19 protein-coding genes are annotated in these 21,771 nt (G+C 56.0%); 8 read left to right on the top strand and 11 right to left on the bottom strand.

From position 1 onward, the window contains the following. Positions 1–15 precede the first annotated feature (15 nt). Complete coding sequence (locus tag C7E10_RS09240) at positions 16–507, top strand: YajQ family cyclic di-GMP-binding protein (protein WP_105327004.1); 492 nt, start codon at positions 16–18, stop codon at positions 505–507. Between the two features lie 96 nt (positions 508–603). On the opposite strand, the gene C7E10_RS09235 is transcribed toward C7E10_RS09240, so the two are convergent. Continuing rightward, a complete protein-coding gene (locus C7E10_RS09235; protein WP_105327003.1) occupies positions 604–1,254 on the bottom strand; it encodes a trimeric intracellular cation channel family protein in 651 nt (216 codons plus the stop codon). 404 nt (positions 1,255–1,658) lie between these two features. Here C7E10_RS09235 and C7E10_RS09230 point away from each other — a divergent pair, with 404 nt between their 5' ends. After that, positions 1,659–2,825: an SAM-dependent methyltransferase gene (locus C7E10_RS09230; RefSeq protein WP_105327441.1), complete on the top strand. Its 1,167-nt coding sequence runs from the start codon at positions 1,659–1,661 to the stop codon at positions 2,823–2,825. A gap of 599 nt (positions 2,826–3,424) precedes the next feature. Here the strand turns inward: C7E10_RS09230 and C7E10_RS09225 are convergent. Further along, positions 3,425–4,462 (bottom strand): YeiH family protein, encoded by a 1,038-nt coding sequence (locus C7E10_RS09225; RefSeq protein WP_105327002.1) that lies wholly within the window; start codon positions 4,460–4,462, stop codon positions 3,425–3,427. Between the two features lie 141 nt (positions 4,463–4,603). Here C7E10_RS09225 and C7E10_RS09220 point away from each other — a divergent pair, with 141 nt between their 5' ends. Next, entirely contained in the window at positions 4,604–5,491 is an 888-nt protein-coding gene (locus tag C7E10_RS09220) for a LysR family transcriptional regulator (protein WP_105327001.1), read from the top strand. Here the strand turns inward: C7E10_RS09220 and C7E10_RS09215 are convergent. Next, a complete protein-coding gene (locus C7E10_RS09215) occupies positions 5,468–6,730 on the bottom strand; it encodes a GspE/PulE family protein (RefSeq protein WP_105327000.1) in 1,263 nt (420 codons plus the stop codon). The genes C7E10_RS09220 and C7E10_RS09215 overlap by 24 nt on opposite strands. Positions 6,731–7,226: 496 nt before the next feature. On the opposite strand from C7E10_RS09215, the gene C7E10_RS12065 reads away from it, so the two are divergent. Together C7E10_RS12065 and C7E10_RS09210 are read left to right on the top strand one after the other, a co-directional pair. Then, positions 7,227–7,400: a hypothetical protein gene (locus tag C7E10_RS12065; protein ID WP_160101863.1), complete on the top strand. Its 174-nt coding sequence runs from the start codon at positions 7,227–7,229 to the stop codon at positions 7,398–7,400. Then, positions 7,397–8,671, top strand: coding sequence for a secretin GspD/PilQ domain-containing protein (locus C7E10_RS09210; protein ID WP_105326999.1), 1,275 nt, complete (start codon positions 7,397–7,399; stop codon positions 8,669–8,671). The genes C7E10_RS12065 and C7E10_RS09210 overlap by 4 nt, the downstream gene beginning before the upstream one ends. Before the next feature lie 65 nt (positions 8,672–8,736). Here the strand turns inward: C7E10_RS09210 and C7E10_RS09205 are convergent, their stop codons facing one another. Then, entirely contained in the window at positions 8,737–9,672 is a 936-nt protein-coding gene (locus tag C7E10_RS09205) for a cation diffusion facilitator family transporter (protein ID WP_105326998.1), read from the bottom strand. A gap of 309 nt (positions 9,673–9,981) precedes the next feature. Between C7E10_RS09205 and C7E10_RS09200 the strand changes: the two genes are divergently transcribed. Continuing rightward, positions 9,982–10,626 (top strand): NUDIX hydrolase, encoded by a 645-nt coding sequence (locus tag C7E10_RS09200; protein ID WP_105326997.1) that lies wholly within the window; start codon positions 9,982–9,984, stop codon positions 10,624–10,626. 56 nt (positions 10,627–10,682) lie between these two features. Here C7E10_RS09200 and C7E10_RS09195 read toward each other — a convergent pair whose 3' ends face one another. Further along, entirely contained in the window at positions 10,683–13,154 is a 2,472-nt protein-coding gene (locus C7E10_RS09195; RefSeq protein ID WP_105326996.1) for an excinuclease ABC subunit UvrA, read from the bottom strand. Between the two features lie 324 nt (positions 13,155–13,478). Between C7E10_RS09195 and C7E10_RS09190 the strand changes: the two genes are divergently transcribed. Then, positions 13,479–14,345, top strand: coding sequence for an aldo/keto reductase (locus C7E10_RS09190; RefSeq protein WP_105327440.1), 867 nt, complete (start codon positions 13,479–13,481; stop codon positions 14,343–14,345). Between the two features lie 81 nt (positions 14,346–14,426). On the opposite strand, the gene C7E10_RS09185 is transcribed toward C7E10_RS09190, so the two are convergent. The 4 genes from C7E10_RS09185 to C7E10_RS09170 form a co-directional block, all read right to left on the bottom strand. Further along, on the bottom strand, positions 14,427–14,858 hold the full coding sequence (locus C7E10_RS09185; protein ID WP_105326995.1) for an arsenate reductase/protein-tyrosine-phosphatase family protein: 432 nt from the start codon (positions 14,856–14,858) through the stop codon (positions 14,427–14,429). Continuing rightward, positions 14,851–15,897: an ACR3 family arsenite efflux transporter gene (gene arsB, locus C7E10_RS09180; protein WP_105326994.1), complete on the bottom strand. Its 1,047-nt coding sequence runs from the start codon at positions 15,895–15,897 to the stop codon at positions 14,851–14,853. The genes C7E10_RS09185 and arsB overlap by 8 nt, the downstream gene beginning before the upstream one ends. After that, positions 15,894–16,211, bottom strand: a complete 318-nt coding sequence (locus C7E10_RS09175) for an ArsR/SmtB family transcription factor (protein WP_105326993.1) — start codon at positions 16,209–16,211, stop codon at positions 15,894–15,896. The genes arsB and C7E10_RS09175 overlap by 4 nt, the downstream gene beginning before the upstream one ends. Positions 16,212–16,447: 236 nt before the next feature. After that, positions 16,448–17,335: a LysR family transcriptional regulator gene (locus tag C7E10_RS09170; RefSeq protein WP_105326992.1), complete on the bottom strand. Its 888-nt coding sequence runs from the start codon at positions 17,333–17,335 to the stop codon at positions 16,448–16,450. 192 nt (positions 17,336–17,527) lie between these two features. Here C7E10_RS09170 and C7E10_RS09165 point away from each other — a divergent pair, with 192 nt between their 5' ends. Continuing rightward, positions 17,528–18,574, top strand: coding sequence for a threonine aldolase family protein (locus C7E10_RS09165; RefSeq protein WP_105326991.1), 1,047 nt, complete (start codon positions 17,528–17,530; stop codon positions 18,572–18,574). A 346-nt stretch (positions 18,575–18,920) separates the two neighbouring features. On the opposite strand, the gene C7E10_RS09160 is transcribed toward C7E10_RS09165, so the two are convergent. Both C7E10_RS09160 and C7E10_RS09155 read right to left on the bottom strand, forming a co-directional pair. Further along, positions 18,921–20,168 carry an S-layer homology domain-containing protein gene (locus tag C7E10_RS09160; protein ID WP_105326990.1) on the bottom strand — a complete coding sequence of 416 codons (1,248 nt, stop codon included), beginning with the start codon at positions 20,166–20,168 and terminating at the stop codon, positions 18,921–18,923. A 322-nt stretch (positions 20,169–20,490) separates the two neighbouring features. Further along, entirely contained in the window at positions 20,491–21,543 is a 1,053-nt protein-coding gene (locus tag C7E10_RS09155) for a porin family protein (RefSeq protein ID WP_105326989.1), read from the bottom strand. Positions 21,544–21,771 lie beyond the last annotated feature (228 nt).

Raw genomic sequence — 21,771 nt, 5'->3', positions numbered from 1 at the left:
AAGGAGGACCATCTCATGGCCAAAAACAGCTCTTTCGACATTGTTTCCCAACTGGATATGCAGGAATTGGACAATGCCCTGAACCAAACCCGCAAGGAAATCTCCCAGCGCTACGACTTTCGGGGTTCCGAAGCCAGCATTGAACTCTCTGACGGCGACCTGAAACTGGCTGCCGAAGACGAGTACAAGCTGGGCGCCATTCTGGACATTCTGCGCCAGCGTATGGCCAAACGGGACCTGTCCCTGCGTGCCCTGGAGCCGGGCAAAATTGAACCCGCCGCCAAAGGCACCGTGCGCCAAACCATCAAACTGAAGCAAGGCATCGACAAGGAAACGGCCAAGAAAATCATCGCGGCCATCAAAGCTTCCAAGATTAAAGTCACCACCCAGCAGCAGGACGAACAGGTCCGGGTTTCCGGTCCCAAAAAGGACGACCTGCAAGCCGTCATCCAATTGGTCAAGAGCCAGGATTTCGGCATCGACGTACAGTTCATCAATATGCGCTGACAAACAGAAGAAAACAGCCCCTGCCCCAGAAAACTCTGGGACAGAGGCTGTTTTTTATTTACCTTATAAAAAGAGGTGTGAAATAATGAAACTTCCCTACCGAATCCGTTTCCGCCGCTCAATGGGGTGCATCAGCTGCCATTTGTAGTTCATGGCCAACAGCCGGAGCAGGATAATGCTCACCGCATCTACCCAGGGGGCCAGCTCGGTATAGCCCAAGTGCCACACCAGGCACTGGAGCAGGCTGCCGGCAATGGAGGCCGTGGCGTACACATCTGCCACCAGCACCACCGGCACCCGCTGGGCCATCAGGTCCCGGAGCACCCCACCCCCTACGGCGGTAACCAGCCCCAAAAGCACTGGATACACATAGGAATGGGGTTCCCCCTGGGCCAGACCCATCATGGTTCCCGTTACCGTAAAGGAAGCCAAGCCCACGGTATCCGCCAGGGCGTAAAAGAAATTCAGTACCCGTTTCCGCCGGCCCCGGATCCGGAACCAAGAGAAATAGTAGGAAGCCGCCAGGGCAATGGCAATGGACAGAAACAGATTGGCCGGGCTGATCAGGGTCAGCGGCGGGGTCTGCCCTGCCAGTACATCCCGGATCATACCGCCGCCCACTGCGGTCAGTACCGCCAGCACCACAATGCCAAATACATCCATATCCTTAACCAGGCCCACAATGGCGCCGGATAGGGCAAAAGATATGGTTCCTGCCAGTTCAAAGGCATTCCAGATGAGTCCCATAACCGTCCTCCTTCAGCGGACATTTTTGTCTTCTCTACTATACCATAAAAATCCCGCTGCGTCAGAAAGTTCCTGCAAAAAAGCTCCCGTCCCGTTGTGGGACTTATTTCGTCCCTGCGGGCTGTTGAAAATTTTATGTACCGTGCTATAATATTCTTTAGAAATCCTTTTACACCTGCAGCACTTCCTCACTTGGGTTGTTCTGCCGGTTTTCTTTTACAAACCCCCAGAAGCCCAAATTCTAACTCTAAAATTTCCCATACTGCATCTTGTTCGTGCTCCGGAATGCTGCCCATTTCTCTTGAGGAATGGGCTTTTTGCTTTGCGGAATCTGCTGGCTGGAAGTGGCCTGCCGGACGCAAAAGGACTTCAAATCTATAGAAATGAAGGCGATTGCTGTGAACATGCATTTGATGGATGATTTTATGGCCTATTATCTCCAGCGCTTTGACAAATACTGTTTCGAGCTGGACCTGAAGGGCAAGACCTACACCATCGGCACCGGCAAGCCCCTGTTCCGGATCATCATCCACAAAGATGTACCAAAAAAGGAACTAGTGACTTCCACCACCATGGCCCTGGGCGAAGCCTATATGCGGGGGGATATTGAAGTGGACGGGGATCTGTTCACCGTGCTGAAATGCCTCCTGGAGCAGATGGACCGGTTCTCCCTGGACCGGAAAGCAGTGAACCACCTGCTCTACCCTTCCGAAGACAAATCCACCCAGCGGGAAGAAGTCTGCTCCCATTATGACCTGGGCAATGAGTTCTACGAACAGTGGCTGGATCCTACCCTGAGCTATTCCTGTGCCTATTTCAAGAACCCGGACGACACCCTGGAACAGGCCCAGAAAAACAAGGTCCACTACATCCTGGAAAAACTGCATCTGGAAAAGGGCATGAGCCTACTGGATATTGGCTGCGGCTGGGGCTATCTGCTTTTGGAAGCAGCCAAGCTCTACGGGGTCAGAGGCTATGGCTGCACCCTGAGCAAGGAACAGTGGGCCATGGGGCAAAAACGGATCAAGGAATTGGGCCTGGAAGGCCAGGTACGCATTGAGCTCCTGGATTACCGGGACCTGCCCAAAAAGGGCCTTACCTTCGACCGGGTGGTCAGCGTAGGCATGCTGGAACACGTAGGCCGCTCCCACTACGAACAGTACATGACCGTGGTGGACCAGGTGCTGAAGGAAGGCGGCCTGTTCCTGCTGCACTTTATCAACGGCCGGGACCAGATCAACAGCAACCCCTGGATGCGAAAATACATTTTCCCGGGGGGCACCCTGCCCACCATCTACGAAATCATCGAACTGGGGGACAAAGGCCCCTTCCAGCTGCTGGACGCCGAAAGCCTGCGGCGGCACTACGCCAAGACCCTGCAATGCTGGAATGCCAACTTCCAGAAGGTAAAGGCAAAGATTGCTGCCCACCGGGGCGAAGACTTCGTCCGGATGTGGGAACTGTATCTGTGCGGCTGCGCCGCAGCCTTCTACATTGGCTACATCGACGTACATCAGCTGCTGTTCACCAAGGGCACCAACAACGACCTGCCCATGACCCGGTGGTATTAAAAACGATTTTGCGCACTGCAAAACGAACAATAAAAATGGCTTGCGAACTCAACCTAGTTCGCAAGCCATTTTTTGTTCGTTATAGACATATCCTAATGTATCCTAATAAACTTCCTCAGTCAGTCCTGCGGACTGACGGCCCCTTAGTGGTTCGCGGCACTCCAATCAGCCGCGCCCCGCGGGCTTGCTTCTTGGGCTGCTATCACATGGCTCACATTAGCCAAGAGCATTTTGATAAACTGACATGCTCTTGGATGTGAGCGCAACGCTTTGCCGGGCTAGTCTTAGACCCATACTGGTCGTGTGCTAAACAAGTTTTGAGAAGAAATCACAGTATGTAAATACTAGACACTACCCTTCGCTGTCACTTGACCAGTAGAGGTCTGGAACGCTTCCTGCAAGCATTGCGGCCGCATCCAAACAGCCCAACAAATTCTGTAAGAGGCTGTTTGGTTAATAAGGCCCATGCGATAGCCGTCCAGGAAGTGAGCCCTGTGGGCGAAACTGACTGGAGTGCTGCGAACCGCTCGGGAAGTGTCGCCGCAGGCGACGATGGAAGTTTTATTATTTCCCAACCCCTTTTTATTTTCTCCTATTCCTTACCACAAATGCATCATATGCTGCAGCAAGAGGCTGACCACGGTAATGCCGATCCAGCAGCAGCCCCCCAGCAAGATGGGCTTGCCCCCGGTTTTCACCAGCTTGACGATGTTACTGTTTAGCCCAATGGCGGCCATGGCCATGACAATCATGAATTTGCTCAGTGTCTTTAACGGCCCAAAGACCTCGTGGCCCACCCCCATATGCAGGGCAATGGTGGTCACAATGGAAGCCAGCACAAAGTAGATGATAAACTTGGGAACCAGGGAGGAAATGCTCAGTTTCTTCTTCCCTTCCTTGGCTTCCAGGTCTTCTTCCTTTTTGGCATAATACAGGGACAGGGCCACCGTAATGGGAATAATGGCCAGGGTCCGGGTAAGCTTTACCGTCACAGCCTTATCCAGGGTGGCGTTCCCCAGGTTCCACATGCTGTCCCAGGTAGCAGCGGCAGCGGTTACCGAGGAGGTATCGTTGACAGCGGTGCCGGCAAAGATCCCGAACCCTTCCCCGCTGACCGTACTAAAGCCCAATGCAGCCCCCAGCATGGGGAACAGAATGGCGGCCAGTACATTAAAGAAGAAAATAACAGAAATCGCCTGGGCCACTTCTTCATCGTCCGCATGGACCACCGGCGCCGTAGCAGCAATGGCGGAACCCCCGCAGATGGAAGACCCCACCCCAATCAGGGTAGAAATCTTGGTAGGAATGTTCATGGCCTTGTGCAGCAGGTAGGACAAAATCAGCGAAGTGGAAATGGTGCAGACGATAATGGGCAGGGACTGCTTGCCGGTGGCAGCCACCACGTTCAGGTCCATGCCAAAGCCCAGCAGCACTACGGCCGCCTGCAAAATGATTTTGGACGTCCATTTGATGCCCGGTTCCGCATTGCCCTTGTCCGTCCAGAGCATGGTAATCACCATACCCAGCAAGATGGCAATGACAGCACCCCCGATTACCGGAAACAGCTTCCCGCAGATCCAGGCTGGAATGGCAATGGCCAGGCAGACCAGGATTCCTTTTGTTTTTGTTTGACCCATGTTTCTCCCCCGTTCCAGGCCCCGGCTTCCCGGCGCCCCAAGTAGTTTTTTGAAAGTTCGCTCATTATTATAGCAGAGGTCTTCCGAAATAAAAAATTATGTTTTATAATGAGCCTATAAATTATTGTTATGGAGGCGCTTATGGAACCACGGTTAGAAACGTTTTTATGTGTTTGCCAGACCATGAATTTTACCCGGGCCGCCGAGCAGCTGAACCTGACCCAGCCCGCTGTATCCCAGCATATCCGGTTTTTGGAAAAACAGTACGGAATGCCCCTGTTTATCCACGACGGCCGCCGGCTGCGCCTGACCCCGGCCGGAAAGGTCCTGCGGTCGGCAGTTTCCGTCATGCGCAACGATGAGGCCGAGGTGCGCCGCCGGATGCAGACAGCGGAGGCCCCCTCCCAGCAGCTGTTTTTCGGGGTCACCATGACCATTGGAGAATACGCCGTGACCCAGCCCCTGGCCGCCTACTGCAAGCGCCACCCGGAAAAAAATATCAAAGTGGTTTTTGGCAACACCAAGGAACTGCTGGAGCTGCTGGAACAGGGCCAGCTGGACTTTGCCCTGGTGGAGGGATACTATCCCGCCAACCAATTTGACCATATGCCCTACAGTACGGAAGCCTTTGTGCCAGTGTGCGCCGCCTCCCACCAGTTTGCCCGGGAACCCCGGCGGCTGCGGGATCTGCTCTGCGAACGGCTGATTGTCCGGGAGCCCGGCTCCGGTACCCGGAACATCCTGGAGCGGAACCTGGCCCTGCAAGACCTGACCATCACCGATTTCGCCCACTATATCCAGGTGGGCAATATGCATACCATTATTGGGCTGATGTGCCAGGACTGCGGCATCACCTTCCTGTACCGGATTGCCGTAGAAAAGGAGCTGGCCCAGGGCAGCTGCCACCAGCTCCATTTGCAGGATTTTTCCATGGAACACGATTTTGACTTTATCTGGGTGCGCAACAGCATTTTCTCTGACGAGCACCGGGCCATCTGTTCCGAGCTAAAGGCCCTGGCCAGCAGCTAAGCCCGGCCGGGGTCCCAACACCCGGAGCAGCTCCTCCGGGGAGGTGATTCCCTGGAGCACCTTCTGCCGGCCATCCTCCCACAGGGTGGTCATACCGGCGGCGCAGGCCGCCTGTTCCAGCTGCTGTTCCCCGGCCCCCTGAAGGATTTGCCGGCGCAGACCTTCATCCAGCAGCAGGACTTCCTGGAGAGCCAGCCGCCCCTGGTAGCCCGTATGCCGGCAATGGGGACAGCCCGCCGCCGTATAGAGAGGCACCTGTTCCGAGACCCCCAGATAGCTGCGCTCCCAGCCAGCTGCCTGGGGCAGTTGTTTTTTGCAATGGGGACAGAGCACCCGCACCAGCTGCTGGGCAGCAGCTGCCTGCAAAGCAGCCGCCAACAGATAGGGCTCCACCCCCATATCCAGCAGCCGGGTCACCGCTCCTGCTGCCGTATTGGTGTGCAGAGTGCTGAACACCAAATGTCCGGTCAGGGCCGCTTGGATGCTCATGGCGGCCGTTTCCCGGTCCCGGATTTCCCCCAACATGATAATGTCCGGATCCTGGCGCAGAATGGTGCGCAAAGAGCGGGCAAAATCTAGGCCCACCTTCCGGTTCACCGCCACCTGGCTGATGCCGTCCAGCTGGTACTCCACCGGGTCTTCCACGGTAATGATATTTTTCCCCTGGCGGTCCAGGGTGCTGAGGAGAGCGTACAGCGTAGTGGATTTGCCGCTGCCCGTAGGCCCGGTAACCAGAATCAGCCCATGGGGCTGCAGTACGGCCTGGCGCAACTGGGCCAGATTGTGCTGGGGAAAGCCCAGGGCGCCCAATTCCAGCCGTACCCGCTGCCGGTCCAGCAGCCGGAGCACCAGTGTCTCCCCGTAGAGCGTAGGCAGGGAGGAAACACGGATATCCACCAGGCGGCCTTCCCATTCTCCCTGGAACCGGCCATCCTGGGGCAGGCGTTTTTCCCCAATATCCAGTCCCGCCATAATCTTAAACCGGGACAACAGCGGTTCCTGGAGATGTTTGGGCACCAGGGTAAGAAATTGGAGCACCCCGTCAATCCGGCAGCGGACCTGAAGTCCGTCCTTGCCCGGTTCCAAATGGATATCGCTGGCCCCCAGGCCCAGGCCCTGATTCAGCAGGGTTTCTGCCAGGGCAATGGCCGGGGAAGCTGCCCCGCCCGTTTCTTCCGGCAGCGCGTGCGTAGACAATAGAATAAAGTGGCTTTGTGAAGTGGAAATTGATAGTCCCATTGCGTCCTCCTAAAGCTTGATTTCCCTTTTATTATGCCAAATAACCCGTTCGTTTCAAAGTTATTGAAATAAACGGGTTTTCTTTTATAATAATCGGGAGAAGGCCACATTTTTTCCAAGGAGGACCGCTTATGCTCACCGCTTTTCTTTCCACCTATTCCCTGCCCCAACTCCGACCTGTCCACCTGGTATTTCCCTTGCTGCTGGGCTGCACGGCACTTTCCCTGTACCTATACAGCCGTCCCCTGCCCTATCCGGACGTGCCCCCGGTACCCAAAGTGAAAACCCAGCAGACAAAGCCCCAACTCCCAGCCTCCACCTTACAAGTACAAAAGAACCGAGTGTCCCCCCAGCGGGACCCGTTCCGGCCCTTAAACCATCCAGTAACCGTTTCTCCGACGGTGCCCAAAACCGCTGCCCCCAAAACAGGTGCAATTTCAATTCCCAGCAGCGGCACTGCGGCCGCGCCCCAGCCAGCAGCCTCCGGCCCCGGCTTTTGGGGCTCCTGTCCTGCCAGGGCAAGCACCAGGCCCTGTGGTCCACAGCCCAGGGGGTACTCCGCACCCAGGAAGGGGATACCCTTCCCAATGGCAGCAGGATTACCGCCATCGGCTCCCGCTCCCTAACCACCACCCAGGGGGAAGTGGCCCTTGGGGAGGTGCTGCCATGAAGGCCCTGTTTTTGGCACTTTGCTTTCTGCTGCTTCCACGCCTGGTGCTGGCCGCTCCGCCCATTTCCCTGTCCGTGGACCGGGCACCGGTGCGAGACGTGCTCCAAACCCTGGCCTCCCTGTCCGGACAAAGCATCATCACAGACCCGGAGCTGCGGCAGACGGTTTCCCTGGAGCTTCACGAGCTGCCCTTTGAGGAAGCTTTGGACCTGATTACCCAAAGCAGTGGCCTTAGCTGCCGCCGGGAGGGAAAGTTCTATCTGGTGTCCACTCCAGAGCGGTTCAAGCAGCGCTTTGGCAGCCTGTCCCTGCACCCTTTGGAATACATTCCAGCAAAGGAAACGGCGGAAACCCTACGGCCCCTGTTTACTGGCCCCCTATCCTACGACAGCGTCACCAACACCCTGCTATTTGGCGGCGACCCGGCCCAGGACCGGCAGCTGGCCAAGGCTTTGGAAACCCTGGACCGCCCCACCCGGCAGATTACCCTGGAAGCCCGGATTCTCTCCCTGGACGAAGACGCTTCCCGGGAGCTGGGGCTGCAATGGAACTGGGGTCCCCTGCCCACGAAAAGTACCGACCAAACGGAGGACAGCGGCAGCCAGAAAACCTACGCCGGGCGCATCCACCTGGGCCACGGCTATTCCACCCAGTTCCAGGCTGTGCTGTCCGCCCTGTGCCAGGAGGGGAAGGCCAAAATTCTGGCCACGCCCCGGATTATTACCCTGCCGGGCAAGGAAGCCAGCATCTTCATCGGCGACCATATTCCCGTCGTCACGGAAAAGGTTACCAATTCCACCACCAGTACCACAACGGAATACGTGGACGCCGGCATCCGGCTGTCCTACACCCCCATTCTCAGCCAGGACGGGCTGATTACCGCCCAGGTCCATACGGAAGTCAGCACCCCCACCCTGATTTCCAAGCTGAAGAACTACCGGATTACCAGCCGCACCGCAGACACCCACGTGCGTATGCGGGAAAAGGAAACCCTGGTGATTGGCGGTCTCATCAGCGAGCAGGAGCAGCGGCGGCTGGAAAGCGTGCCCCTGTTGTCCAAGCTGCCGCTTTTAGGCGAATTCTTCAAGTTCCGCTCCCGGAGCAAAAGTAAGACAGAAGTCTGTATGCTGCTGACGCCTTATATCACAGAGCCCGGCCATTCCCCCAGCATTTATGGGCCGGCCGAACAGGAAGCCCGGGCAGGACACCAGCCAGCCTCCTCTGCCCCCGCAGCTTTGCCCCAGGGGGAGGAACCGGCAGCCCAGCCCTAAACTGCAAAAAAACAGCCGTCCTCCACTCTCCTAGGAGTGGGGAACGGCTGTTTGCTTGTGCCTTCCTATTTATCGTCCGGCCGGTGGTCCCAGATATCTTCCTTGCAGGGGATATGGGGGTCGGGGGATACATGGACCATGCAGTGCTTGACTTCCGGGAAGTTTTGCTCGATGGTATCGTGGACCTCGTCGGCAATATGGTGGGCCTTGAACAGGCTCAGGTTCCCGTCGGCGGTAATATCAATGTCCACGTAGAATTTGGCGCCGAAAAGGCGGGTTCTGATGGAGTCAATGCCCCGGACTCCGGGCTGGTCCATGACATGGTTGCGCATATCCTGAATGGTTTCTTCGTTGCAGGCGTGGTCCACCAGCTTGTCGGAGGCATCGTGGAATATGCCCACAGACGCGTAGATAATCATCAGGCAAATGACAATGGAGGCCAGGGGATCCATAATGGGATACCCCATCCGGGCCCCAAAGATACCGATAAAGGAACCAATGGAGGACAGGGCGTCGCTGCGGTGGTGCCAGGCATCGGCCATCAGGGCACCGGAGTGGATTTCGTCTGCGGCGTGCTTGGTGTACCAGAACATGGCTTCCTTGGTGACAATGGAAATCACGGCAGCGGCCAGGGCAATAAAGGCCGGGGCTTCCCGGTTCACATAGGTTTTATGGATAATGGTGGTCACGCCTTCGTAGCCAATGCCCAGGCCGGTGAACAGCAGGATAAAGGCCAGGAACAGGGTGGCAATGTACTCCTGCTTTTCGTGGCCGTACTGGTGGTCCTCATCGGAGGCCCGGCTGGACAGCACCACCCCGAAAATCACGATGATGGTACTGAACACATCGGAAGCGGAGTGGATGGCATCGGAAATCATGGCGGCGGAATGGCCAAAAATCCCGGCCAGGAATTTAAAGGTGCTGAGCATCAGGTTGATGACAATGCTCACATAGGAAACGTGCATGGCAACATCGCTGCTGCTTTGGGTAGGATTACTCATAATAACCACCTGGAATCTAAATTTCAGTAAAAAAAGAACACCTGAGGAACGGCTGGCCCCACAAGTGCTGGCGATATTCTTCTACTTAGTTACTAGTCTAAGGCCAGCCCGGGCCATTGTCAAGAAAGTTGGGAAGGGGTAAGCGTAGCGGCTATAAGTTAGAAAATCATAACCATAAAGGAAGCTGCCCAGGGGGATATTGCCGCCAGCCGTGAAATATTGTACACTAGAAAGAAGTGCTTCCTGCCTTTGGGCGGGACAAAATAGCAAGGCATAACAGCGGGGATTTCCCCGGGAGGATACATCACTATGACAAACGAAACAACGGGGCGGCAGCAGCTGGCAGCCCTTTGGACGGACCAGGGCCTGAAAGCAGACCGGACCCTGAAGATTTGGGAATCCGCCGTGCTTCTTCCCCTGCGCTGGGGGCAGGAGGGCTGGGAGATTCTTTTTGAGGTGCGGGCTTCCACCATGACCTGGCAGCCCGGGGATATCTGCTTTCCTGGCGGCCACCGGGAGGACAGCGACCCCACCCTGCTCTATACGGCGCTCCGGGAAACGGAAGAAGAACTGGGGATTCCCCGTTCCTCCGTCCAGGTGCTGGGCCCCCTGCCCTATTTCTACGGCCCCATGGGTCCCCTGATTTTCCCCTTTGCAGGGATTCTCCAGGAAGGCCAGGAGCTGACCGTGGACCCTGAGGAGGTGGGCGAGGTATTTGCCGTTCCCCTGAAGGACCTGCTGGCCATGACCCCGGAAACGGGCACCATCCAGATTGGTACCCACCGGGAAGACGATTTCCCAGAGGGCCTGGTGGCACCGGTCAAGCCGGGCTGGAAGCCCCAGTTTGACTACACAGTGTACTTCTATCCCTGGAAGGACAAGATGATCTGGGGCATTACCGCCAGAGTCCTGCACAACTTTTTGCAGCTGGTCAGGGAAAAAGGCTTGGCCTGAGCTTGATAAAAAAAAGATGTTTTTCTGCGGGTGCAGAGAAACATCTTTTTTTGCGTTCAGATAAAGCGTCCCGTTACGCTGTCCAGGCAGCTGCGGATTTCCTGGGGCGTGCCCTGGGCCACAATCCGGCCGCCAGCCTTGCCGCCGCCGGGCCCCATATCCACCAGGTAGTCTGCGGCACGAATCACGTCCAGGTCGTGCTCGATGACCAGCACCGTGGCTCCCAGGTCAAGGAGCTGATGGAATACCCCCAGCAGGGTTTCCACGTCCTTGGGGTGGAGGCCTATGGTGGGCTCGTCAAACACAAAGACCGTATCCCCCTGGCCCCTGCCCATTTCGCTGGCCAGTTTCAGCCGCTGGGCTTCGCCTCCGGAAAGACCGGGAGTTTCTTCGCCCAGGGTCAAATACCCCAGGCCCAGGTCGTGGAGCACCTGAAGCCGGCGCTGGAGCAGGCTGAGTCCCTTGCAGGCAAGGAGGGCCTGGTCCACGCTCATATTCATCAGCTCCGGCAGACTGTAGCTATGCCCGTCCTTGGCCTTCCGATGGATGGCGTGTGCCTCCTTGCTGTAGCGGGAGCCCCGGCAGTCCGGACAGGGAATGTCCACGTCCGGCAGAAACTGCACGTCCAGGGAGATTTGCCCGGTGCCGTCGCAGGTAGGGCAGCGGAGTTTGCCGGTATTATAGGAAAAGTCCCCGGCCTTGTACCCCAGGGCTTTGGCGTCCTCGGTGCGGGCGTACACCTTCCGCAGCTCGTCGTGAATCCCGGCGTAGGTGGCCACGGTGGAGCGGACGTTGATGCCGATGGGGGTGGCATCGATGAGCTTCACCTGGGAGATGCCCGGGGCTTCCACGCTTTTCACGTGGGCCGGAAGGGGCGTGCCTTCTATCGCAGCCTTCAGGGCAGGAATCAGGCTCTCCAGTACCAGGGTGGTCTTCCCGGAGCCGGAAACCCCGGTGACCACCGTGAGGCGCCCTAGCGGCAGCTTGACGTCCAGGGGCTGCACCGTGTGAAGCTGGTCCGTTGCCAGGTGCAGGGTTCCCTTGGCAAACAGTTCTTTTTGGGGCAGTCCCGGGGGCAGCAGGTGGGGCTTTTCCTCCTTTTGCAGGTAGGGGCCAATCAGGGACTGGGGATTCTGCTCCAGCTCCGCCACTGTGCCCTGGGCTACCAGCTTTCCGCCGTCAGCCCCGGCCCCCGGTCCCATTTCCAGCAGATACTGGCTGTGGCAAAGAACCTGGGTATCGTGGTCCACCAGCACCACCGAGTTACCGTCCGCCACCAGGTCGTCCAGCACCGCCGTGAGCCCCTGGAGGTTATAGGGATGGAGCCCAATGGAGGGCTCGTCCAGCACGTACAGTACCCCGGTGGTCCGGTTCCGCACGGCCCGGGCCAATTGGACCCGCTGCCGCTCCCCGGTGGACAGGGTGCCGGAAGCCCGGTCCAGGGACAGGTACCCCAGCCCCAGGTCCCTCAGCCGTTTGGCCGTGTCCAAAAAGGCTTCGCAGATGCTTTGGGCCATGGGGCGCATTTCTTCCGGCAGGGAAGCGGGCACTCCCCGGACCCAGACCACCAGGTCGTCCAGGGTCATTTGGGAAGCCTGGTCCAGGCCAATCCCCCGGAGCCGGGGCGCCCGGGTAGCTTCCGACATCCGGGAGCCGTGGCAGTCCGGGCAGACCCCTTCCTTCAGGAACCGCTCCAGCCGCTTCATGCCCTTTTCATCCTTGACCTTGGCCAGGGCATTTTCCACGGTATAGTTGGCGTTGTAATAGGTAAAATCCAGCTCGGTGCTCTGCTGAGTTTTGGGGTTGATGTAGAGAATGTGCTTTTTCTCCGCCGGGCCGTGGTAAACGACCCATTTTTCTTTTGGCGTCAGGTCCTTAAAGGGCACGTCCGTACGCACCCCCATTTCCCGGCACACCTCCTTCATCAGGGACCACATCAGGGTCCCCCACACCACCACGGCCCCCTGGTCGATGGTCAGGTTCTCGTCGGGCACCAGGGAGGCCTGGTTCACCGTCCGCACGATGCCCGTACCGCCGCAGGTGGGACAGGCGCCCCGGCTGTTAAAGGCCAGATCTTCGGCCCCTGGCCCGTAGAATTTGGCGCCGCACTCCGGGCAGGTAATTTCCTGCATGGCGGCTACCGCCAGGGAGGGCGGCACATAATGGCCGTTGGGGCAGCGGTGGCTGGCCAGCCGGGAGAACATCAGCCGCAGGCTGTTGGACAGCTCACTGAGGGTGCCAAAGGTACTGCGGATACCCGGCACCCCAGGCCGCTGGTGGAGGGCCAGGGCGGCCGGCACGTAGCGCACCTCGTCCACATCTGCCCGCTGGGCCTGGGTCATTCGCCGCCGGGTATAGGTGGACAGGGACTCCAGGTACCGTCGAGAGCCTTCGGCATAGAGGATGCCCAGTGCCAGGGAGGATTTCCCCGAACCGGACACCCCGGCAATACCCACAATTTTGTGTAAAGGAATATCCACATTGATATTTTTCAGATTATGGACCCGGGCGCCCCGGACCTGAATCATTTTAGGAGAGGAAGACAAGAAAATCACCTCGCAGAGAATAGCTGGGCCGCACCAGGTTTATTGCGTTTAGGGGTGCTGACCCCGGGCCGTCTGCTGGACGGTCACTGCTTTTATTATAGCGGCAAAGGCCAGCCAGGACAAATGACGGCGGAAAGCCTGCCGCTGCCTGGAATCTGGCATAACAAAAAACGCATGGTTTTTAGCCAATTGGAATTCATAATTTCACTTTCTTCCAGCTCTTGACCTTCAACTGGACTTTAGTGTTAAGGTATAATCAGCAAGCAATTGCAGGTTTGCAAGGAAAGGAGCTATGCTTTTATGACTATCCCTTTTGTAACGCTAAATAATGGTGTAAAAATGCCCCAGGAAGGCTTTGGGGTGTTCCAGGTCACGGACCTGGAACAGTGCAAGCAGGCGGTGAAGGACGCCCTAAACTTGGGCTACCGGCTGCTGGACACAGCCAGCAGCTACCAGAATGAGGAAGCGGTGGGCGCCGCCATCAAGGAAAGCGGCGTTCCCAGGCAGGAACTTTTCCTGACCACCAAGGCCTATATGCAGGAAATGGGCTACGAAAAGACCAAGGAAGCCTTTGACCGGTCCTGTAAGAAACTGGGGACGGATTACCTGGACCTGTACCTGATCCATATGCCCCTGGCGGATTACTACGGGTCCTGGCGGGCCATGACGGAGCTCTATCAGGCCGGACGAATCCGGGCCATCGGCGTCTGCAACTTCCTGCCCGACCGGCTGGTGGACCTGTGCTTCAATACGGATATTGTGCCGGCGGTGAACCAGCTGGAACTGCATCCCTTCTACCAGCGGGCTGACGAACTGGCCCTGCTCAAGGAATACGGCGTGCAGCCGGAGGCCTGGGCGCCCTTTGCCGAAGGCATGAACGGTATGTTCACCAACCCGGTGCTCTCCGCCATTGCCGAGGCCCACGGCAAAACTACTGCCCAGGTCATCCTGCGCTGGAACGTACAGCGGGGCGTGGTGATTATCCCCAAATCCGTCCATAAGGAACGGATGGAGCAGAACCTGGCCATCTGGGACTTTGCCCTGACGGACGCAGAAATGCAGCAGATTGCCAGCCTGGACCTGGGCCGGCCCCAAATGCTAGACACCCGGAACGTCAAGGAAGTACGGCGGGTGTACGATTATCTGAACAACCCGGTAGTAACCAGCTTATAAACTGGAGAGAAGCTGTCCTCCAAACTAAAGAATCCCCTGCTGCGATGCGCACCGGGGGATTTGTTGCTATAAGCTTTTCTGTTAGGCTTTGCCGTTCAATTCTTTTTGCTTTTCCGCTTCCAGCCGCACTTTCAAAGCTTGGATTTTCTCTATTAGGCGTTCCAGGGTCTGGCGATAGGCTTCCTCTCCTTTGCCGGTGGGGTCTTCCAAACCCCAGTCTTCACGCCAGCGGGCCGGCAGGGCTGGGCACTGGACGCCGCAGCCCATGGTCACCACCCCATCCAGGGGCGGCAGCTGGTCCAAGGTTTTGCAATACTGGCCTTGGGCCTTCATATCAATCTGGTACAGCTTGGCCAAAAGGTGGCAGGCTTCCGGATCGATTTCTTTGGCGGGCTGGGTTCCTGCCGAGCAGCTGGTCCATACGTCCCCCGCCAGTTTCCTTGCCAGGGCTTCCGCCAACTGGCTGCGGCAGGCATTATGGACACATACAAAGGCAATCACTGGCTTAGTCATGGGAGAACCACCCTTTCGTAGCATTGGCAAAACGCACCAAAAGCAGCATGACAGGCACTTCTGTCAGTACACCTACGGTAGTAGCCAAAGCAGCCGGACTGGTGGTGCCAAAGAGAGCCACCGCCACTGCCACTGCCAGTTCAAAAAAGTTGGAGGCTCCAATCATACCGGCGGGAGCAGCAATAGCAAAAGGAAGCCGCAAAAACCAACAGAGGGCATAGGCCAGCCCGAAGATAAACAGGGTCTGCACCACCAAAGGAACTGCTAGAAGTACAATATGGACGGGGTTTGCCAAAATCACCCCAGCCTGGGAGCTGAAAATCAGCACCAGCGTCAGCAAAAGGCCCAGGGTGGTAATGCCGTCAAATTTGGGCAGAAACGTTTCTTCCAGATACTGCTGCCCGTAACGGCGGGTAACATAGGCCCGGGTGGCCACGCCAAAAACCAGGGGAATCACCACAAAAAGGAAGATGCTCACAAACAGGGTACTGTACGGCACAAATACCTGGGAAACGCCCAACAGAAAGGAAACAATAGGCACAAAGGCCACCAGGATAATCAGGTCATTGGTGGCAACCTGCACCACGGTGTAGGCCGGATTTCCGTGGGTCAGGGTGCTCCAGACAAAGACCATGGCCGTACAGGGAGCGGCTCCCAGAAGCACCATTCCCGCTAAATATTGGGTAGCCAGATCCGGGGCAATCCAGATGCGAAACAGCCCATAAAGGAACAGGCAGCTAAAGCCGTACATGGTAAAGGGTTTAATCAGCCAGTTCACCACCCAGGTCACAAAAAGACCTCTGGGATTCTCGCCGATAGCCCGGATGCTGTTAAAATCCACTTTTATCATCATGGGATAAATCATGACCCAAATCAGCACTGCAATGGGCAGGGAAATGCCCGCCAGCTGAAGCTTGCCCAAAGCCTCCGGCAGCGCCGGGACCGCGGTGCCTAGGACTACGCCAATCACCATACAGCCCAGCACCCACCAGCTGAGATGACTTTGGAAAGAAGAAATACCGGGTTTTGCCTGGGTCATGGCTGCACCTCCTGACAGGGTTCCGCCCTGCGATAACAGGCCTCCCCACATTGGAGAGAGTCAATAAAACTGCGAAAGGCCAGCAGGGTATCGCAGTTCAGGGAATAATAGGTGTTCTTCCACTCTTTCCGGCTTTGGACCAAGGCACATTCCGTCAGCACCTTCATATGGTGGGACAAGGTGGGCTGGGCAATCTGAAAATGTTCCAACAAATTGCAGGCGCACAATTCCCCCTGAGTCAAAAGCTGGACAATCTGCATCCGATGACTGTCACCCAAGGCTTTGCACACCAGCGCTGCATCTATTGCATTCATCGTAATACCTCTTTTCCCAATGGGCTGCGGCAGCGTCCCATCGATTATTATCAATATGATAAATACATTGTAGGTATCAAATCGATATTTGTCAATATGATTATTTTGCAATAGTGCAGATTGCAGGAAACCACCCGCTGTGGTATTCCGTCCATCAATTATATCTTATATCTATACATGATTTTATCAAAAATACCGGACTCTCCCCACAGGAAGCGTCCGGTTATTTTTTATGGCTATTGGGCCAGGTTTTTCTCGGCCTGTTGTTTCAGGTATTGAACCACGTCCTTGAACAGGAAAATCTTTTCGAAGTCCTTGTTCCACATGGCGTACACGTCCACGGTGAATTCGTCTTCCATAGGGATACCCACTACCCCGCCGCCCTGGGTAAAGGAGTCTTCCATCATAAAGCCGCAGCCCATGCCTTTTTGGATCAGCTGCTGCATGACCTGAATCTGGTTGCAGCGGTGGACAATCTTCAGCTCTCCGCCAGCCCTCTGGAGTTTTTCCGGCAGGCCCTGGCGCATCAGGAATTGGTCCCCAAAGTAGGAAATCAGCGGTTCATGGCAAATGTCCCGAAAGCCCACGGTTTTCCGCTGGGCCAGGGGATGGTTTTCCGGCACCACAAACAGGAAGCGCCGGCGGCACCAGAGAAAGTACGGGAAGTGGTTATTCTCCGGGGTATAGGGCACCAGCAGCAGGTTGATTTGCCGGTCTTCCAGCTTTTGCAGCAGGCTGGGCACCAGTTCGGAGGTGACTTCCACGTCGATTTCCGGAAAGCGGGCGTGGAGGCTTTGGTAAAAATCAGGAAAGCAGGAAGCGTTGGTCATAAAGGTGGTTCCCAGCCGCAGCACCTGCTGGCTGGAGCCATAGCTTTCCATGACCCGCTGGATATGGTCCACGTCCTGGAGCACCGGTTTGGCCATGCGCAGGAGATCCTGCCCCGGCGGGGTGGGCATGACGCCCCCTTTGCCCCGGTACAGCAGGGATACCTGAAATTCCTTTTCCAGTTCCTTGATGGCTTTGGTCAGGGTGGGCTGGGTGACGTGAATATTGACAGCTGCCCGGGTGAAGTTTCCTTCCCGGCAGACTTCCACAAAGTATTGGAGTTGGAGCAAGTTCATGGCAGTTCCCCCTTCGGCAGATTCAAACAGACTCCCCTATTCTTTCCCATTCTACAGCCTGAAAAGGGAAATGTAAACCAACGGTATACCAGAAGCCTTTCCTGGAGCTGTTTTCCGGCTTGCTCCCGCTCCCTGCCTGGAGTACAATAAAATTAATTTGACCCTAAGCCTGTCAAGAAACGAGGAGATAATATGGAAAACCAAAAACTGTATTTTGCCAGCGATTACCAGGAAGGGGCCCATCCGGCCATCCTGCAGCGGCTGCTGGATACCAATTTGCTGAAAACCCCGGGCTACGGCACGGACGCAATCTGTGAGTCTGCCCGGGAGCGAATCCGGAAGGCCTGCGGCACCCCTAGCGCAGCCATCCATTTTGTCAGCGGCGGCACCCAGGCCAATGCAGCCGTAATTGGTGCTGTACTCCGGCCCTACCAGGGCGTCATTTCTGCTGACAGCGGCCACGTCAGCGTACACGAAGCCGGTGCCATTGAGGCAGGCGGCCACAAAGTCCTGGCCATTCCCTCTGAAGAAGGGAAAATTTCCGCCGCCGGAGTTGCCCTGTGCCTGGCGGACTACGAGCAGGACGGCAACCGGTACCATATGGTGATGCCGGGGATGGTCTACCTGTCCCACCCCAACGAATTTGGCGTGCTGTACTCCCTGGAAGAATTAGAGGCCATCAGCCAGGTATGCCGGGAACACCACATTCCCCTGTTTGTGGACGGAGCCCGTCTGGCCTACGCCTTGGCCTGCCCGGAAAATGACGTGACCCTGGCAGACCTGGGCCGACTGTGCGACGTATTCTACATTGGCGGCACCAAATGCGGCGCCCTGCTGGGCGAAGCCATTGTCCTCCCCAATCCGGACCTGATTCCCCATTTCTTCACCATCATCAAGCAGGACGGTGCACTCCTGGCCAAGGGCCGGGTACTGGGCATCCAATTTGACGAGCTGCTGAAGGACGACCTGTACCTGCATATTGGGGAAAGCGCCATCACCTATGCCCGGCAAATCAAGAAAGCTCTGGTGGACGCTGGGTATGAACTAGTCTTTGATTCCCCCACCAACCAGATTTTCTTCATCATTGACAATGGGAAAATGGAAAAACTGGGCCAATACGCCGTGTACAACTTCGGCGAAAAATATGATGGGTCCCACTCCATCATCCGCTTCTGCACCAGCTGGGCCACCACCCAGGAAGACACGGACAAACTGTGCCAGGTAATTAAGGAGTTATAAGGACAGGGTAACACAAAGCCGCCAGCAAAATCGCTGACGGCTTTTGTATTGTAGGGAAAAGCAAATTACCAGCATGTTAGATTATCCAGCTTTCATGCGGCTTCTCCAGACTTACTGATTCTGTTCCAACGCAAAAAAGCATGTTACCGGCATGTTAAATTTCCCTGCTTTCATGCGGCTTTCCCAGACTTACCGGCTCTTTTCCAATGCAAAAAGCATGTTACCAGCATGTTAAATTTCTTGGTCCTGCCTCTCACACAAAAAAGACGAAGAACCGGTTTCCTCCTTTTCGGAAGGATTCCCGTTCTTCGTCTTTTGTTTCAGCTTAGCAGCTGAGAAGTGCTGCTTAGAAGGTTACTACCATTTGAGACCACAGGGTGCGGGCGTGTTGTCCGTCATAGGTGCCGCCTTTGCTCTTCAGATCATAGTATTCCACTTGGGCTACCATGTTCTTGGCCAGGGTCAGGTTGCCGCCTACTTGATAGCCTTTGAAGCCGTTGGCATCGAAGACATCGTAAGCGCCATCCATGGTGTGGGCAATGTAGGTTGCGCCGCCTTGGTCGTAGTATTTGGCAAACAGGCCCCAGGTGCCGGGTTTGGCAGCTTCTGCGCCTTTGTAGTTCAGGCTGATGACGTAGCCGTCATCATCGCCGTTGGCCTTATCCACGGAGTCATTGTCGCCCTTCAGGTACATAGCACCCAGGCTGGCATCCCCAAAGTTATAGTTGGCTGCAGCCGTCCAGATCTTGTCATCACCGGTCATCCAGGTGGTGTTGATGTCGTCGGCTTTCAGGTAGGCAGCTTCCAGGTTCAATTTGCCGATGTCCCCGCCCAGAGTAGCTTGGACGAATTTGTCGCCTACGCCCTGTCTGGTGCCGTCAGTGGACCAGGAATAGGTGGAAGCGTTGCCCATTTTGCCGTAGGTAGCAGCCAGGTAGGTTTGGCCAAATTTCACTTTGGCGTTTACTGCATCTACCCGGTCATCGTACACGTTGCCGTCGCTGTAGTAGGTGTCGTAACGGCCGGCAGTTACGTTGACTACACCGATGTTGCCGGTGAGATAAGCCCGTTGGAAATCGGTGTCATCATTGCCGGATTCGTTTTGACCATCAAATACTTGGTTGTTTTCAATCATAGCAACGTAGTTCCAGTTGTCATTTACATCGCCGGTGAAGAACAGACGGGTACGCAGTTTGGTGGCATCGGATTTACCGTAATCACCAGTGGTATGAACGTTGCTCAGACGAACGTTACCGGTAATCTTCACATTGTCCGCATTGCGTTCCAGTTTGGCTACGCGCACGCCCAGATTGTCCAGTTCGTCAGCGAATTCGCTGACCAGTCTGTCATCAGCGCCGATAGCGCCTTTGGCCAGGGCCTTGGCCACGATTTGGGCCATTTCATAACGGGTCATGGTGCGTTCACCTTTGAAGGTGCCATCAGGGTAGCCGTCAACAATACCAGCAGCAGCCAGTTTGGCTACAGCGCCGTAGGCCCAGGAGCCTGCGGGCACATCGGAGAAGGGGTTGGCCGCAAAGGCAGTGGCGCTTACGCCCAGAGCCATGGCCATGGCAAATACCAGGGATTTTTTCATGGGAATTCCTCCTTGAATGGTTTGGCCTGCATTGCCCTTCCTCCCGCGAGTCGCCTTGTTTCCTCTGTTCGGTCCGGCAGCTGCAAAGCCAAAGTTTGACAGAAATTTGTCTTTTTCAATTCTATCACAAAAAGAAATTTCCGGACAATTTTTTAGCTATTTTTTTGATTTTGCGGTACTTTTAGGCGAAGTAACCTCTAAAAATTGTATAAAAAGCTACAGTTCATCCACTTTATGCTTTTTATTAATTGTTTTTGTTTTTTAAATTACTTTTCTGCATAACAAAAAGGAGCTATTCCGAACGATAGCTCCTTTTACCTATTTAGAAAGTGACCACCATTTGCGACCACAGGGTCCGGGCATGCTGGCCTTCCTGGCCGTTGCCCTTCCCTTGGAGATCATAATATTCCACCTGGGCCACCATATTCTTGGCCAGGGTCAAATTGCCGCCCACCATATAGCCGGTAAAGCCCTGGGGCTCAAAGGCGCTGTAGGCTCCATTCAGGGTACGGGAAAGATAGGCAGTGCCGCCCTGGTCGTAGTAATTGCCGAAAAGGCCCCAACTGCCGGTTTTGGCCGCCTCTGCGCCTTTGTAGCGCAGGTTGATGACGTAGCCCTCGTCACTAGCGCCAGGTTCAGCTGCGGAATCGCTGCCGCCTTTCAGATACATTCCGCCCACGCTCACAGGCCCAAAGTGATAGGCGGCGCCTGCTGTCCAAAGGGTATCTTCTTCTGGAACCCAGGGGGCAGTCTGGGGCGAAGCTTTCAGGTACTGGGCCTCCAGGCTCAGGCTGCCAAGGGTGCCGCCCAAGGCAGCGCCGGTGAAGCCGTCCTCTGTGGCTGTTTTGCCTTCTGTTTGGGCGGTCCAGCCAGAGACCGGCTGCCCCGCCCTGCTGCCGAAGGCCGCCAGGTAGGTTTGACCAAACTGCACTTTGGCGTTCTCTGTCCCTAAAAACCAGGGCCGGAGCTGCGGGGCCGTTTCCCCGTCCAATTTGCCCTGCTCCACGTTGGGGCGCAAAGCACCTTCCCTGAGGCTGCTGGTAGTTTTGCCGCTTCCAGCAGGCCGTTCCGGCAGGGGCATCCGGGCGCCCAGCAGGTCCAGTTCCTGGGCAAATTCCCGGACCAGCCTGTTATCTGCACCGATGGTTCCTTGGGCCAATGCTTTTGCCACGATTTGGGCCATTTCGTAACGGGTCTCAGGATACTTTCCCGGGAAGGTGCCAGTCGATTCTCTGCTCTCCAGGCCAGCCGCCAATTTTGCTACAGCGCCATAGGCCCAGGAACCTTTAGGCACATCGGAAAATGGGTTCACTGCATAGGCATTGGAACTGATGCCCAATGCCAAAACCATAGCAAGAACGCTTTGCTTCTTCATGACCCATTCCCCCTTCAAGTTTCCTGATACGCACTCCTGGCAGCAGAAGCTGTTCTATAAATGTGACAAAATCATGTCCTAACTGTATTGTAGCATATTATGACAATAATTTTCACATTAAATTTATTTCTGCATAATTTCTATAATTTTGTACATGAATAGCGCACATAGGTATGTTTTACTAACACCTATGTGCGTTTTAAAGTGACTTATGCAAGATATGAATCT

This window comes from Acidaminococcus hominis (genome assembly GCF_900291475.1).
GTDB lineage: Bacteria > Bacillota > Negativicutes > Acidaminococcales > Acidaminococcaceae > Acidaminococcus > Acidaminococcus hominis.
This window is presented reverse-complemented; position numbering and strand designations above follow the sequence as displayed.

Bases quoted from the DNA above. Each gene is read 5' to 3' on its own strand.
- C7E10_RS09185 (WP_105326995.1), bottom strand. From the start codon at position 14,858: ATGACTAAGCCAGTGATTGCCTTTGTATGTGTCCATAATGCCTGCCGC.
- C7E10_RS09225 (WP_105327002.1), bottom strand. From the start codon at position 4,462: ATGGGTCAAACAAAAACAAAAGGAATCCTGGTCTGCCTGGCCATTGCC.
- C7E10_RS09200 (WP_105326997.1), top strand. From the start codon at position 9,982: ATGACAAACGAAACAACGGGGCGGCAGCAGCTGGCAGCCCTTTGGACG.
- C7E10_RS09240 (WP_105327004.1), top strand. From the start codon at position 16: ATGGCCAAAAACAGCTCTTTCGACATTGTTTCCCAACTGGATATGCAG.
- C7E10_RS09235 (WP_105327003.1), bottom strand. From the start codon at position 1,254: ATGGGACTCATCTGGAATGCCTTTGAACTGGCAGGAACCATATCTTTT.
- C7E10_RS09210 (WP_105326999.1), top strand. From the start codon at position 7,397: ATGAAGGCCCTGTTTTTGGCACTTTGCTTTCTGCTGCTTCCACGCCTG.
- C7E10_RS09195 (WP_105326996.1), bottom strand. From the start codon at position 13,154: ATGATTCAGGTCCGGGGCGCCCGGGTCCATAATCTGAAAAATATCAAT.
- arsB (WP_105326994.1), bottom strand. From the start codon at position 15,897: ATGACCCAGGCAAAACCCGGTATTTCTTCTTTCCAAAGTCATCTCAGC.
- C7E10_RS09160 (WP_105326990.1), bottom strand. From the start codon at position 20,168: ATGAAAAAATCCCTGGTATTTGCCATGGCCATGGCTCTGGGCGTAAGC.
- C7E10_RS09155 (WP_105326989.1), bottom strand. From the start codon at position 21,543: ATGAAGAAGCAAAGCGTTCTTGCTATGGTTTTGGCATTGGGCATCAGT.
- C7E10_RS09170 (WP_105326992.1), bottom strand. From the start codon at position 17,335: ATGAACTTGCTCCAACTCCAATACTTTGTGGAAGTCTGCCGGGAAGGA.
- C7E10_RS09165 (WP_105326991.1), top strand. From the start codon at position 17,528: ATGGAAAACCAAAAACTGTATTTTGCCAGCGATTACCAGGAAGGGGCC.
- C7E10_RS09220 (WP_105327001.1), top strand. From the start codon at position 4,604: ATGGAACCACGGTTAGAAACGTTTTTATGTGTTTGCCAGACCATGAAT.
- C7E10_RS09230 (WP_105327441.1), top strand. From the start codon at position 1,659: ATGCATTTGATGGATGATTTTATGGCCTATTATCTCCAGCGCTTTGAC.
- C7E10_RS09215 (WP_105327000.1), bottom strand. From the start codon at position 6,730: ATGGGACTATCAATTTCCACTTCACAAAGCCACTTTATTCTATTGTCT.
- C7E10_RS09205 (WP_105326998.1), bottom strand. From the start codon at position 9,672: ATGAGTAATCCTACCCAAAGCAGCAGCGATGTTGCCATGCACGTTTCC.
- C7E10_RS09175 (WP_105326993.1), bottom strand. From the start codon at position 16,211: ATGAATGCAATAGATGCAGCGCTGGTGTGCAAAGCCTTGGGTGACAGT.